This window comes from Bacillus cereus group sp. MG1, from assembly GCF_040460035.1.
Lineage (GTDB): Bacteria > Bacillota > Bacilli > Bacillales > Bacillaceae_G > Bacillus_A > Bacillus_A cereus.
Genome location: NZ_JARVGY010000003.1, coordinates 236,006 through 249,982, shown reverse-complemented (window position 1 = coordinate 249,982; position 13,977 = coordinate 236,006). Strand labels below are relative to the sequence as shown.

The following is a 13,977-nucleotide window of genomic DNA, read 5'->3' as shown; positions in this document are numbered from 1 at the left end:
AAACGATTTAATTCTCTTTAGTTTTTCTCTCTTCGTAACAAAAATATACAAACTACTCTTCCTTTTTTAGGTAAATACCTATACATTTCTACCCTCTCTTCCATACATTATAGTAACCGCAGTATTAGCGGGAAATGATAAAGGAGGTCATCTCATGTACGGATACTCATATTGCTATCCAACTTGTTCATATCCTTCCTACGGTTATGGCGGTTCTTGTGGCGGGTCTGGACGCGGCTTCGCCTTAATCGTTGTGTTGTTTATTCTTTTAATTATCGTTGGTGCTGCTTGCATTCGCTAATGTAAAACGAAACAACTATGGAAAGAAAAAGACGGCTTTGCTGTCTTTTTCTTTTTATCACATACATAACTACTCTATAATAGAACAATTTCCAAAATGCCTTCCCTTTCTTGCCGATGACTTTTTCCATCTCCTTTGGTAGACTAAAGAGGAAAGGAGAGATTACATATGCTTACAATGAAAGATGTTATTCGCGAAGGAGATCCTATTTTGCGCAACGTTGCAGAAGAGGTGTCATTACCGGCAAGCGAAGAAGATACAACTACCTTAAAAGAAATGATTGAATTCGTAATAAATAGCCAAGATCCTGAAATGGCTGAAAAATATAGTTTACGCCCTGGAATCGGATTAGCGGCTCCGCAAATCGGTGTTTCAAAAAAAATGATTGCAGTTCATGTAACCGATGCGGATGGTACATTATATAGCCATGCATTATTCAATCCAAAAATCATTAGCCATTCTGTTGAACGTACATATTTACAGGGTGGTGAAGGCTGTCTGTCTGTAGACCGCGAAGTACCTGGTTATGTTCCTCGTTATACAAGAATTACAGTAAAAGCAACTTCTATTAACGGAGAAGAAGTAAAATTACGTTTAAAAGGTTTACCAGCAATCGTATTCCAACACGAGATTGATCATTTAAATGGCGTTATGTTCTATGACCATATCAATAAAGAAAATCCTTTTGCCGCTCCTGATGATTCCAAACCTCTAGAGCGATAATAATAAAAAGGCGGAAGTTAATCTTCCGCCTTTTTATTATGAAATGGGTTCCATATTCACTTATAGCAATCCAGCCCACTTTAGTCCATGATATATACCGTCTTCATTAACATCCTTTGTCACATGATTTGCAAGTTTTTTCAAGTCTTCATGGCCATTTCCCATCACAATACCTGTGCCAACGGCTTCGATCATTTCTAAATCATTTAAGCCATCTCCAAATGCATACACTTGATCACGATTAAAACCTAACTTTTCAATGTATTTCTCAATTCCTTTTGCCTTAGAACCACCATTCGGAATGATATCCATTGAATATGCATGCCAACGAATAAAATGAAAATCTGGATAATGATTAATAAACTTTTCCTCTTCATTTACTTCACAAAAAAGTAGTGTTTGATAAATATTACGTTCCTCATAAAAATTAGGCTCATATGCTGGATGCTCAAAGTTTAAGCTTCCAAAGCCTTCTTTCACATAATCATGATATTCCACTGATGCTCTCATATCTTGATGGTCAAGATATACAAGTGGATATCCTTCTTGTTTTGCAAACTGAGTAAACCTATGTAAAGCATCTGGATGTAACGGATTATTAAATATTACCTCATCTTCAAAGACAACATATTGTCCATTAAAACTAACATAATTATGTATATTAAGTTCCCTGCGAATATCTTCAAACATAAATGGCGCGCGCCCTGTCGCAATTGCTACATGTACACCTTTTTCTTGTAACTGTTTTACTGCATCTCGTGTAGATTGCGGAATTTTTTTATCATGATCTAATAATGTTCCATCAATATCAAAAAAGACAATTTTATCATTCATTTGTCAAAATCCTTTCTGGGACTCTATATTCCTATTTTGAATATCACTTTTCAAATTCTAAAAAAAAGTATAACATATTAAACATCTGTGAAGAAAGCGTTCCCTTTCTGACCTTATTTGTAAACTTTGCATATATATATTAGTAAAACATGTAGATACTTGTTCGGATGAATTTTCTTTTCCATTCTTCCTCATACTATACCTATAACTAACGGCTACTGATCGTTACTATAGAATAACTTTCACTGTATGGGAAAGGACAAGATTCACCATTCACTTTTGTCCTATCTCTTATATCAGAGATAGAGTTTTCACTAGTAATAGGCATGTTTAAAATAAGGAAAGGAAGGAGTAATCATGCTGAAGAAGCTGAAGAAAAAGCTCAAGCGTTATTTAAACGGTCTAGTCCGTAAAAAGACAATCGCTTAAATTGTGCCCATTTCGGGCTTTTTCTTCATTCTCATTCGAAAAAACATGAAAATCGTGACTGTTTGCTTTATAATAAGTAACAGATAATGCAAAACATAGACAAGGAGAGGTTTTCCAAATGATTTTTAAAGTATTTTATCAAGAAAAATTAACTGAGGTTCCAGTACGTGAAAATACAAAAGTTTTATATTTAGAGGCTACGTCTGAAAAGGATGTTCGTACAAAGTTAAATAAGTTCGCATATAATATCGAGTTTGTTCAGTCTGTTACTGGCGCTCATCTTGAATATGAAAAAGAAAACGCTGATTTAACATTAGCGGAAATCGTATAGCGATATGAAATTTCTAAAAAACGACCAAGTTGCTGTATTTGCTCTCGGTGGGCTTGGTGAAATCGGTAAAAATACATACGCTGTTCAATTTCAAGATGAAATTATTATAATTGATGCTGGAATTAAATTTCCAGAGGACGAACTTCTCGGGATCGATTATGTAATACCAGACTACACTTATTTTGTGCGAAACGAAGATAAAATTAAAGGGTTATTCATTACACATGGTCACGAAGATCATATCGGCGGAATCCCTTACCTATTACGTCAAGTGAACATTCCGATTTACGGCGGAAAATTAGCAATTGCACTCATCAAAAACAAATTAGAAGAACACGGCTTACTTCGTAAAGCAAAACTTTACGAGATTCAAGAAGATGACGTTATTAAATTCAAAAAAACGTCTGTATCCTTCTTCCGTACAACTCACAGTATTCCAGATTCGTACGGCGTTGTTGTGAAAACACCTCAAGGTCAAGTTGTTCATACAGGTGACTTCAAATTTGACTTCACACCAGTTGGTGAACCAGCTGATTTAACAAAAATGGCTGAAATCGGTAAAGATGGCGTACTATGTCTATTATCTGATAGTACGAACAGTGAAGTTCCAAACTTTACTATGTCTGAGCGTCGCGTTGGTGATAGCATTCAAGACATTTTCCGTAAAGTAGAAGGACGGATTATATTCGCAACCTTTGCATCAAATATCCACCGCTTACAACAAGTTGTTGAAGCTGCTGTTGAAAACAACCGTAAAGTAGCTGTGTTTGGTCGAAGTATGGAAGCAGCGATTGAAATTGGACAAAACCTTGGTTATATTCGTTGCCCGAAAGATACATTCATAGATGCATCTCAACTAAACCGCTTACCAGCTAATAAAGTTGTTATTTTATGTACAGGTAGTCAAGGTGAACCGATGGCAGCACTTTCACGTATTGCAAATGGTACACACCGCCAAATTCAAATTATTCCTGGAGATACAGTTGTTTTCTCTTCTTCACCAATTCCAGGAAATACAATTAGCGTAAGTCGTACAATTAACATGTTGTACCGCGCTGGCGCTGATGTAATTCACGGGAAACTTTCAAATATCCATACAAGTGGACACGGTGGACAAGAAGAACAAAAGTTAATGTTACGTCTAATTAAACCGAAGTACTTCATGCCAATTCATGGTGAATATCGTATGCAGCGTATGCACATGAACATAGCAAATGATTGTGGCATCCCTGAAGAAAATTGCTTCATTATGGATAATGGCGATGTTCTTGCTTTACGTTCGGATGAAGCTAGCGTAGCTGGAAAAATCCCATCTGGTTCGGTCTACATTGATGGAAACGGTATTGGAGATATTGGCAATATCGTATTACGCGATCGTCGTATCCTTTCTGAAGAAGGACTTGTAATTGTAGTTGTAAGCATTGATATGAAAGAATTTAAAGTTGCAGCAGGACCTGATATCATCTCACGCGGTTTCGTTTACATGCGTGAAAGCAGCGATTTAATCAATGATGCACAAACATTAATTACAACTCATTTAGAAAAAGTAATGGAGCGTAAAACAACACAATGGTCTGAAATTAAAAATGAAATTACAGACACATTAGCCCCATTCCTATATGAGAAAACGAAACGTCGTCCAATGATTTTACCAATCATTATGGAAATATAAGAAAAAGGACAATGCCATGAAGGCATTGTCCTTTTCTTTTCTCTTATCTTAAAAAGTGTTTAAATCGATCCACTTCATCGTCATGACCAATGACAATTAATATATCTCCTGCTTGAATATTCTCCGTAGCTCGAGGGGATACGATAACTTCTTTGCCTCGTTTAATTGCTACAATATTCAATCCAAACTTCGCACGAATATCTAATTCAATTAAAGAGTGCCCATCAATTTTTTTATTCGCAATAATCTCTACAATACTATGCTCATCTGAAAGCTCAAGGTAGTCTAGCACATTGCTTGATGCAATATTATTAGCAATCCTTTTTCCCATATCACGTTCTGGATGCACAATATGATCTGCACCTATTTTACTTAACACTTTTTCATGATAATCATTTTGAGCTTTTACAGTAATATTTTTTACACCCAACTCTTTCAAAATCAAAGTCGTTAAAATACTTGAATTTAAATTATCTCCAATAGCAACGACTACGTGATCAAAATTTCGAATACCAAGGCTTTTTAATACCATCTCATCTGTTGAATCTGCAATTACAGCATGCGAAGCTATATTTGCAAATTCATTAATTTTATCCTCATCTGAATCGATTGCCATTACTTCCATACCTAATTGAGCTAGTTCTCGGCAAATACTTCCACCAAAGCGACCAAGTCCAATGACAGCAAATTCTTTTTCTTTCTCACCCACAAGAATTCCTCCAATAACTTCAAGTACTATTTATTTTCAGTGTAACACACTTTATATGCGTCACAAAAACTATGATTAGCTCTTATTTTTGTTTTTGTATATAAAAATATTGTTGCAAGTAAAAAGCGATACCAACAAGTAGCATAGCAAATACAAATATATTTCCAAAAGAACTAAATGTTTCAAAAACGAATAATAATGTTTCTTGACCAAAAAAGGCAAATAGAAGCTGTGTGAATGCAAATAACAACGCCCATATGTAATGATGTTGATGGAATAAATAATGCGTTGCACCTAAAAAAGCAATAAACGAAAAGATAAAGATCCACCAATTTTCTAAAAATAGTTGCCAATTAGAAAATTGATATCCATTTACTAATATCGCAATAAGCGCGATAACTGCCATCGTCGGCACACTCCAAAATAATGCCCGTCCTCTAAAGAAACGAGTGCCTTTAACATCTCCTTTTTCATGTGCAATATATGTTAGTACTACTGTGCTTATATACAAAACAGAAAGAATTGTTAAAACGATAATAAGCCAAAAATGTAATTGATAATATTCATGCTCTATATTTGTCACGATTGCAGCTAACATGCACGGAATTAACATTCCCGTCCAACCATCTACTTTTCTTTCATCCCAAAAGACCGTATTACCAATCCTTATTCCTAACAACATAAAAATAATGATACCCAATACAAATAACGTAGTTTTATTCCCTACTAAACTCGTTGAGAAAGCAATTAATCCAATAAATAAAAAGAGCACAAACCCATTCATAATTTCTAGTACAGGTGATAAATATCTCTTCACCCATTTGTATGTTTCGTCATATTCATTATTATCTACTAGACGATAGGCATAAAAACTTATCCCAAAATAAACCGCCGCAATAATAACATACGCATATAAGACGAAACATAAAATCGCACTGCTAATTTGCACGTAATTCCCCACCCTTTTTTCTATGTTTCACATTGATTTTACACACTTTTCATACTAAAAGTAAACATATATAAGTTAGTCAAATAATTAATAATGAGCAGTGGCTAAACCCCCTGCTCATTATTAAAACAGTACAATTAACTTTAATTCTTCCATTTGTATGTAAATGTCTAAAATCAATCTATACGAGCGTTACTTACACCTCAGAACAAAAAGTTTTTTGGAACCTTCAAGAGAGCGGAAGTTTTATTTTCTATTCCCTTTCCACTTTACATATTGGCTTAAAAATGTGATTGCCTTTTCAATCACTTCTTCGTCTGGTTTTAATTTTGCATGATGTAAACCATATTCTGAATTTACTCCAAGCCAAAACATAAATCCAGGGATTTCTCGAAGCATATAACCAAAATCTTCACCCGTCATTGCCTCAGTACATGTAATAACATTCATATCAGTTTGTTTATGTACAAATTCCATAAACTCTCTCGTTAACTCTTCATGGTTATATACTTGATGATACATTGCTCCGTAATCTATAATCGCCTCACACTGGAAAGAAGCTTCGATACCTGCAACAATTGACTCAATTCTGCTTTTCACACGCTTCATTGATTCCACTGATAATGTTCGAATCGTTCCTTCTAAACGAGATTTTTCTGCAATAATATTTTGAACCGTACCACCTGTAATTTTCCCGATTGTAATTACTGCACTATCAAGTGGATTCACATTGCGACTAATAACGGATTGAAGCTGTGTAACAAGGTGGCTCGCTGCAACAATCATGTCATTTGCAGTATGCGGATAGGCAGCATGGCCACCTTTCCCTTTTAAATCAATATATAATTCTGAAGTATTGGCAAATAACAGTCCTTCTTTCGTTGCAATTGTCCCCACAGCGTATTCTGGTGCAATATGAAGACCAAGAATTATATTTGGTTTCCATTCTTTTAACTCTTCACTTTCTAACATAGGAAGAGCACCGCCTGGTCCTTCTTCTGCTGGCTGGAATAGAAATACAAGGTCATCATCTATTCTTTCGCTCACAGCTTTCGTTAGAAGGCCTAAACCGATTGTTGTATGTACATCATGGCCACATGCATGCATCATTCCTTCATGAATAGAAGCAAACTCGTATCCAGTTTCCTCTGTAATTGGTAAACCGTCTATATCTGCACGATAACCTATTATTTTTTCGGGATTTTTTCCATTTACTTTAACGATTACACCCGTTTTCCATGTCTTCACTTCCACAAATTCATGAGAAAGTGTTCCTATATAATCTAAAATATACTGTTGTGTTTTCCATTCCTTAAATCCGATTTCTGGAATTCTATGTAAATCTCTACGAATTTGGATAAATTTGCTTACTGTCATTTTTGCACCTCTATCTATAAAAAGCGTAAGAGCCCATTTACGCTCTTACGCTTTTTTTACTTTTTATTTCTCTGGGTTTAATTGACGAAGCTCTTGTTTAATTTCTGTTTTTGCTTTTGTCTTCTCATCAATTTCTTTAATTACACGTGCTGGAGTACCTGCAACAACTGTGTATGGAGGCACATCTTCTGTTACAACAGCTCCTGCTGCTACGACTGCACCTTTCCCTACTGTAACACCCTCTAAAACAACCACGTTTGCACCGATTACTACATCATCTTCAACGATAACTGGTTTTGCAGAAGGTGGCTCAATAACACCTGCAAGTACAGCACCTGCACCTACGTGACAGTTTTTACCGACTGTTGCACGTCCACCAAGTACTGCATTCATGTCGATCATAGAACCTTCACCAATTACAGCACCAATGTTAATTGTTGCATTCATCATAATTACAGCGTTGTCACCAATTTCAACATGGTCACGAATAATAGCACCTGGCTCGATGCGAGCTTTAATACCTTTTAAATCAAGCATCGGGATTGCAGAATTACGACGATCGTTTTCTACAACGTAGTCAACGATGTGCTTATTATTCTCATCAAGAATTGTCTTAATTTCAGACCATTCTCCGAATAATACACCTGACTTTTTATTCACAAATGCTTGTACTGTTTCAGGGAATGTTACTTCTTTTAAATCCCCTTTTATGTATACCTTTACAGGAGTTTTCTTTTCACTTTTTTGAATAAACGAAATAATTTCGTTAGCGTCCATCATTTTCATTCTTGTTGCCTCCTAAATCCATTTATAATGTTACTCTACCAAACGAAAGAGCGAGTAGCAAGATAATAATCTTATTTTTCCCTTTGAATTTCTTCTATAATTTCTAAAAATGCTTGTACTTGCTTCAACTGCCTTGCCGAGTCACTTGTTAACAACCATGTTTCTCTCGTCAGTTGAACAGGTGTTTTATACATATTTTCCTGTACTTCCTTTAAAACAGTAGAAGGTAAAAGGGCATAACCTATACCATTTAAAACAAGTTGTTTACATGTTTCAATTTGGTCAACTACAATCGTTCGCTTAGGCGGATTAGAAAATAAACCATACCACCAATTTTGTATTTGTCCATAATAAGTCGAATCACTTTTAAATTGAATGAACGGCCTATTTGTTTCTTTTAACATCGAAATATCTTTTATTTCTTTATCAACTAAATACAGTTCATCTTCAAATAATTGTTGCTTCTGACCTTTATATTCTTGTGTTCCCCTCAGTATAGCAACATGAACGTCTCCTTCATAAAACTGCTTTTGCACTTCACTACTCCATCCAGTAAACAGCGATATCTTGACAGAAGGATATTTATGCACAAACTTTTTCAAAACAGGAGGGAGCCAATATTGACCAATAACTGATGCAACAGCTATTTTTAACGTTCCATGAGTTTCCGTTCTGAAAACAGCTAGCTCACTTTTTATATCTTCTTCCCTTTGCAACATTTCTTTAGCATAATTTGCAACTTTTTCCCCTTCAGGTGTAATTGTCAATCCTTTTTGTGAGCGAATAAAAAACTTCATTCCCCATTGTTTCTCCATAGATTGTAATCGTTGACTCAGCGCAGGTTGGGAAACAAATAAACGTTCCGCCGCTTTTCTCATATTTGATTCCTGAGCTAACACAACCATCATTTGAAAATCATCAATTTGCAACTTTCTCCCTCTTTCCTTAGCTTCCATACACCTTATTTCAATAAGCTTTTCATCCTTAATTTACCCGAATGCTTTCATTCAGAAAATACAATTGTCCAGCGCAAACTTTCCTTATGTTTTATGTCTTTTTAAATATAATACATACACAAGTGATATGCACGAAAAAAAAAGTGACTTCTTCGTTTCTATGAAGTCACTTTTCTTACGTTATCGATTATGTTGCCTTACTTTCTTATTCAACAATTTTAAAATAGCCCGACGTGTTAAAATCCCCTCAAAATAGCCTTCTTCATTAACAGCGCAAATAAAAGGATGATCAATTGTCATTTCTAAAGCTTTTGCAAATGAATCGTCTAATTTAAGAACAGGTATATCTTCTTTCATCACCTGCTCTACTTTCATATCATCGAGTCTTTCAAACTCAATACGTTCTAATCCTAACATACCATCTAATATCATGGCAGTACTAATCAAACCATGTAGTTTATACATTGGATCTAAGACAGGTATCGCCGAATATCCAGATTTCACAAGAACGAGTAAAGCATGTTCTAAACTATTTCCAATTTGGACATGAGCTACTTTTTCCGATGAAATCATTAAATCCTTCACAAGAATTTGTTGAAATTCGTCTTTCGGAATACTAATCATATTACATCCCCCATTTTCCCTTTTTCCTGCTTATGTTCACAACTCTATTCACATTTTATGACAGCGTTTTCATATTATTATTTTGTCCTAAATTTATTTCAATAAAAATACAATCACACAGCTATTTTAGCATACAGCACAAAAAAAAGACTACCATTCCGGTAGCGCTTAATACCCTTTATTTTTTAATCTGTAAAATAACCTTGTGATTTTTTTATATTGCATCACATCTGTCTGTTTCAAACCATTCTCAATATCTGTAAGTTCCACAGCTAAAATTTCACTTGCGTAATTTTGCTGAAATAAAATATCTAGTAGTAAACTTTCTTCTTCCTTCGTTAAAACAACTTCCCTTTGCATATACCCCTCTCCTTACACTCGCATCGTTACTCTTATTATATAAAAAATTCAACCTATTTAATAGATGTAATATTCAGTTTTTATTAAAAGATATGTAGCAATCGTATACATACAAAAAAAATCATTTCGTATATCGATTTGCATAGCTAAACGCCGCATAAGCATCTGGCTTAATTTTTGCAGTTAATCCCATCGCTCGAATTTTTTCTGTCATATCTAAAATAAATTCTTTTGTTAAACCATCATTCCCAATGTCTAAATGAATTTCCATTATGAATCCAGCCCCATCTTGAGCATAAGGATGCAATAACTCCCATATTGTTTGTATATGAGTAGGCGTAAATAGACATGCGATTTCTTGACTAAACTGCGTTTCTAAATATATTTTCTCACGTAAGGTTGCCGGCTTATCTTTTACTGATCTATGGTGTAAACAGCCCCAGGCACCTTTTCCAACACGATGAATATGGATTGCTGTAATAAACCTCGTATCCTTTTGATGCGCTTGTGAGTCTGTCCCAATGGATAATCGATATAAATTTCGCGGATCCTTTTCAATGAAACTACAAATACGGTTAAAGACCATATCAAAATTTAAATGTCTCTCTGAAACATTGTAAAATTTATGTGCACCGTCCACAGAGTCACGTCCTTTCAATTAGACAGACTTTTCGTATTCTCATTGTATGGGACAAAAACTAAAATTATAACTTCCTATCCTTTATTCGTTTCAATATTTCGAATTACAAAGTGACAAACTTGGCACGTATAAATTACATTTTGATTAGATTGAGCCGTTAATACATGAATAATCTCAGCAGAACTTTGACAATTAGGACAAATCACAACTGGTAAACGTTCCATACGATAACCTCCTAGTTATATTTCTCCCGCTATTTGCAGAACCCAGCGATTGTGAGAAGTTTAGCTTCACATATTCACCCGGTTGACGGGACTCATTTTCCACATGGATAAGCAAACTTGCACGGATTAAAATTTCATTTTAATACCATTGTAGGAAAAATAAAAAACTTCTATACATTCCACTAGAAAGTAATAGAACTAAAAAAGGTACTGCCACATGGCAGTACCTTTTTTATATGTATCAAGAAATGATATCGTAAATCTCAATTGCAACCATGTCGATATTATCGAATTGATACACTTGAGGTTTTTCACCTTGTTGATACACTTCTAACTCATACATTTCACTTTTATCGAAAAATTTCACGCTACATTTGCGCTCACCGTTCACTTCAAAATAGCGTTGTGCTACTTCACCGCTTTCAGCTTGTTCTTGTAGACTAACAAGTCGAGTTAAAATTCCTTGGAGTAGAGACATGAAATCTCTCCTTTCTCTGATCTTCCTACCAATAGGTTTTACAGCTATACTCATTCTATCCGTCATAACAGAAAAAATGTTCCACACTCTAGGATAAAGGTTATTGGCCAGAAACTCAACTAAAAATTTGTCGAAATGCGAAGGAAAAAACAGAAAGAACATATTTCCCCTTCTTTATTGCGGTTTTTATACTGGAAGAATATAATAAAAAACAGAAAAAAGGAGGAATAACAATGAAAAAAATTGAGGTTTATACACAACCCGATTGTCCGCCCTGTGTTATTGTGAAAGAATTTTTGAAGCATAATAACGTTGCATATGAAGAATTTGACGTAAAAAAAGACGCTGCTGCTCGCAATCGTCTTTTATACGACTATGATTCTTATTCAACTCCAACAGTCGTAATTGATGGCGAAGTAGTTGCAGGGTTTCAAATTGAAAAGTTACAACAACTACTCAATATAGAATAGGAATAGGTAAATACCTATTCCTATTCTTATCCCGCTATTTGTGGGTAGTAAAACTCCTACCCCAAATTTAGCTACAGCAAAGAAGTTAGATGGAAGAGTAATCCCTCCCACTGATTAAAAGTTTCACTTTATAATTGTTGCAACCTTTTTATTTCAGTTAAAAGTTCCTGACTTTCATGATATCCTGCTAGCTTCCATTTATCTTGATCCCTTTTCAATGTTACAATTTGATACTGTCCACTTTTTGTCCGCTCATATACATATAAATTTTTATGTTCTTCATCATACGACATTTTCGTTTCTGAATTAAAAGAAAACGGTGCTTCTTTTGCCGGAAGTAAATATTCACCACTTTGTTTATCACTTCTGCTATTTTCATCTGTAAATACTTGAAGGAAATTATCTGTAAAATACGGTGATAACGTCTCTATCATCTTATTCATCGGCAAATGCTTCCCACGAATTGAAAACTGGGTTTCATAGCCTTTTTGTATCGTTGTAAATACTTCTTTCCGATCGACTTCCACTTCCTCTTTTCCTAAAACAGTCGTAACACTATAACCAACTAGAAAGGCAACACATACAAATAGAACAAGCCATATTCCATATTTCCTCATTTTTTCACCTTCCTTTTAAAAGAACTTGTCTTTGTAGTATTCATTGTAACAATGATTATGCAAAGACAGGACAGATTTCGTTCGTAAAATCTTTACAACGATAGACAGCATTTTCATCACCATTTTCACTATTACCAATTTATGATAAAAACAAACAAAAAATGCACGAATCTCTTCGTGCATTAAAATAAAACATCTTCTTCATATAAATATTCATAAGATAAATCTATAAATAAAAAGTTGTCATCATCAATCGGGAAAGAAAATGTTCGTACCATTTCTCCCGTTTCAATATCTGCATATAAATCTGAAAGCCTCGCCTTATTCTCAAAACGCATTTTCATGATATTCTCGAGAAAATACGGGCGCCAACTCCAGTTCTTCATATAATAATCCGGCATCACAATCCATTCTCCATCTTTTTTCATAACATTTCCTGATTGTTGGAAACCATCTTCATTACAAATAAATATACGAAAACTACACTGTGATACACTTTGACTAAATTGTAATAACCAATCATTTATATCTTCATTCTTTTTTTGTTTTGATAAAACATCGCCAATGCGATCGCGTAACATCTCTGTTAAATTATAAATTTTTTGTAACTTCTTCTTTTCATGCTGAATAAACTGATGACATTCATTACCTAGTCGCTCTTTCAAAACATTCGTTTCAATAAAATCAGGTAAACATTCTTTCAAATAATTACCTTGATAATATCTTCCGCCGTTCTTCCAAGCATATTGCAGTTGATAAAAAGCATCTATTTCTTCATATAACAAAGTTGCACCAATTCTTCTAGCAAGTAATGATAAAGAATATAAAATATCTTGATAAGATTGTAAAAGTGCTGTTTGCCTTAAGTTCGTTAAATCTACTTTTAAAATATCAGGTGCTAACACGCTAATACGCTCTAAATTACTTGTGCCCGTTCCGACTTTATTAATCGAAATTTGAATACCATATGTACGATAATACATAAGCAAATGATTAAATTGCTCTATATCTTCTTTACATTCATGCTCTGTAATCTCTAAAACAATTTGTTTTAAATTTAAACCTTGTTCTTCATACCTCAATAAAAGTTGAAGCAAGCTTTCATCATCATCATTCATTAATACATTAGCATTCCGATGTATAAATAATAATAATTTTTGATCGCTTTCTAAATAACGATTTAAAGCTTTTTCTACTATAATATTATCCGCTTCCAGTTGAAATTCACTTGGAATCGAATCATCGTGAAAGAAAGAAGCTAAACTTTGTATGCCCTCTTCTGTTTGAATACGTCCTACTACTTCGTATCCAATTACAGTATGCTCATCAGCACTAAAAATAGCTTGATAATAAGGAAGGACTTTATCCAAGTTACTCATTACATCTAATGCATCTATCAACGTGCTTCCCTCCCTTTACTTTTCAAAAATTATAACATGATATTTACGGAAAAATAATAAAAAATCCCTTCAGTTTTCCTGAAGGGATTAGAGGGGT

General features: G+C 34.4%; 18 protein-coding genes. 5 read left to right on the top strand and 13 right to left on the bottom strand.

What is annotated here, in order from left to right; translation table 11 throughout:
• Positions 1-154 precede the first annotated feature (154 nt).
• Both QCI79_RS31225 and def read left to right on the top strand, forming a co-directional pair.
• A complete protein-coding gene (locus QCI79_RS31225) occupies positions 155-301 on the top strand; it encodes a YjcZ family sporulation protein (RefSeq protein ID WP_000274562.1) in 147 nt (48 codons plus the stop codon).
• 168 nt (positions 302-469) lie between these two features.
• Entirely contained in the window at positions 470-1,024 is a 555-nt protein-coding gene (gene def, locus QCI79_RS31220) for a peptide deformylase (RefSeq protein ID WP_000957048.1), read from the top strand.
• 60 nt (positions 1,025-1,084) lie between these two features.
• Here def and QCI79_RS31215 read toward each other — a convergent pair whose 3' ends face one another.
• A complete protein-coding gene (locus QCI79_RS31215; RefSeq protein WP_000998279.1) occupies positions 1,085-1,858 on the bottom strand; it encodes a Cof-type HAD-IIB family hydrolase in 774 nt (257 codons plus the stop codon).
• A 547-nt stretch (positions 1,859-2,405) separates the two neighbouring features.
• Between QCI79_RS31215 and QCI79_RS31210 the strand changes: the two genes are divergently transcribed.
• Complete coding sequence (locus QCI79_RS31210; protein WP_000576435.1) at positions 2,406-2,618, top strand: DNA-dependent RNA polymerase subunit epsilon; 213 nt, start codon at positions 2,406-2,408, stop codon at positions 2,616-2,618.
• A 4-nt stretch (positions 2,619-2,622) separates the two neighbouring features.
• Positions 2,623-4,290, top strand: coding sequence for a ribonuclease J1 (rnjA, locus tag QCI79_RS31205; RefSeq protein WP_000670377.1), 1,668 nt, complete (start codon positions 2,623-2,625; stop codon positions 4,288-4,290).
• Positions 4,291-4,333: 43 nt separating this feature from the next.
• On the opposite strand, the gene QCI79_RS31200 is transcribed toward rnjA, so the two are convergent.
• The 10 genes from QCI79_RS31200 to QCI79_RS31155 all read right to left on the bottom strand — a co-directional run bounded on the left by QCI79_RS31200 (position 4,334) and on the right by QCI79_RS31155 (position 11,393).
• The gene (locus tag QCI79_RS31200; RefSeq protein ID WP_000504032.1) at positions 4,334-4,999 is read right to left on the bottom strand and encodes a potassium channel family protein; all 666 of its coding nucleotides are present in this window, start codon (positions 4,997-4,999) and stop codon (positions 4,334-4,336) included.
• A gap of 82 nt (positions 5,000-5,081) precedes the next feature.
• Complete coding sequence (locus QCI79_RS31195) at positions 5,082-5,948, bottom strand: cytochrome c oxidase assembly protein (protein WP_001167317.1); 867 nt, start codon at positions 5,946-5,948, stop codon at positions 5,082-5,084.
• 246 nt (positions 5,949-6,194) lie between these two features.
• On the bottom strand, positions 6,195-7,325 hold the full coding sequence (locus QCI79_RS31190) for an N-acetyldiaminopimelate deacetylase (RefSeq protein ID WP_000218663.1): 1,131 nt from the start codon (positions 7,323-7,325) through the stop codon (positions 6,195-6,197).
• A 63-nt stretch (positions 7,326-7,388) separates the two neighbouring features.
• A complete protein-coding gene (gene dapD, locus QCI79_RS31185; protein WP_000783241.1) occupies positions 7,389-8,111 on the bottom strand; it encodes a 2,3,4,5-tetrahydropyridine-2,6-dicarboxylate N-acetyltransferase in 723 nt (240 codons plus the stop codon).
• A gap of 71 nt (positions 8,112-8,182) precedes the next feature.
• Complete coding sequence (locus QCI79_RS31180) at positions 8,183-9,067, bottom strand: transcriptional regulator CcpC (protein ID WP_001987174.1); 885 nt, start codon at positions 9,065-9,067, stop codon at positions 8,183-8,185.
• Positions 9,068-9,247: 180 nt separating this feature from the next.
• The gene (gene cbpB, locus QCI79_RS31175) at positions 9,248-9,691 is read right to left on the bottom strand and encodes a cyclic-di-AMP-binding protein CbpB (RefSeq protein WP_000623579.1); all 444 of its coding nucleotides are present in this window, start codon (positions 9,689-9,691) and stop codon (positions 9,248-9,250) included.
• 168 nt (positions 9,692-9,859) lie between these two features.
• Positions 9,860-10,051, bottom strand: a complete 192-nt coding sequence (gene abbA / locus QCI79_RS31170; RefSeq protein ID WP_001188692.1) for an antirepressor AbbA — start codon at positions 10,049-10,051, stop codon at positions 9,860-9,862.
• Positions 10,052-10,172: 121 nt separating this feature from the next.
• On the bottom strand, positions 10,173-10,691 hold the full coding sequence (locus QCI79_RS31165; protein ID WP_000348489.1) for a ribonuclease H-like YkuK family protein: 519 nt from the start codon (positions 10,689-10,691) through the stop codon (positions 10,173-10,175).
• 74 nt (positions 10,692-10,765) lie between these two features.
• On the bottom strand, positions 10,766-10,915 hold the full coding sequence (locus tag QCI79_RS31160; RefSeq protein ID WP_000440540.1) for a hypothetical protein: 150 nt from the start codon (positions 10,913-10,915) through the stop codon (positions 10,766-10,768).
• A gap of 241 nt (positions 10,916-11,156) precedes the next feature.
• A complete protein-coding gene (locus tag QCI79_RS31155) occupies positions 11,157-11,393 on the bottom strand; it encodes a YkuJ family protein (RefSeq protein ID WP_000055151.1) in 237 nt (78 codons plus the stop codon).
• 233 nt (positions 11,394-11,626) lie between these two features.
• Between QCI79_RS31155 and QCI79_RS31150 the strand changes: the two genes are divergently transcribed.
• Positions 11,627-11,863 (top strand): glutaredoxin family protein, encoded by a 237-nt coding sequence (locus tag QCI79_RS31150; RefSeq protein WP_000717875.1) that lies wholly within the window; start codon positions 11,627-11,629, stop codon positions 11,861-11,863.
• A gap of 128 nt (positions 11,864-11,991) precedes the next feature.
• Here the strand turns inward: QCI79_RS31150 and QCI79_RS31145 are convergent, their stop codons facing one another.
• The gene (locus QCI79_RS31145; protein WP_001233804.1) at positions 11,992-12,480 is read right to left on the bottom strand and encodes a DUF3993 domain-containing protein; all 489 of its coding nucleotides are present in this window, start codon (positions 12,478-12,480) and stop codon (positions 11,992-11,994) included.
• 182 nt (positions 12,481-12,662) lie between these two features.
• Entirely contained in the window at positions 12,663-13,880 is a 1,218-nt protein-coding gene (locus QCI79_RS31140) for an EAL domain-containing protein (protein WP_000564306.1), read from the bottom strand.
• Between the last annotated feature and the right edge of the window lie 97 nt (positions 13,881-13,977).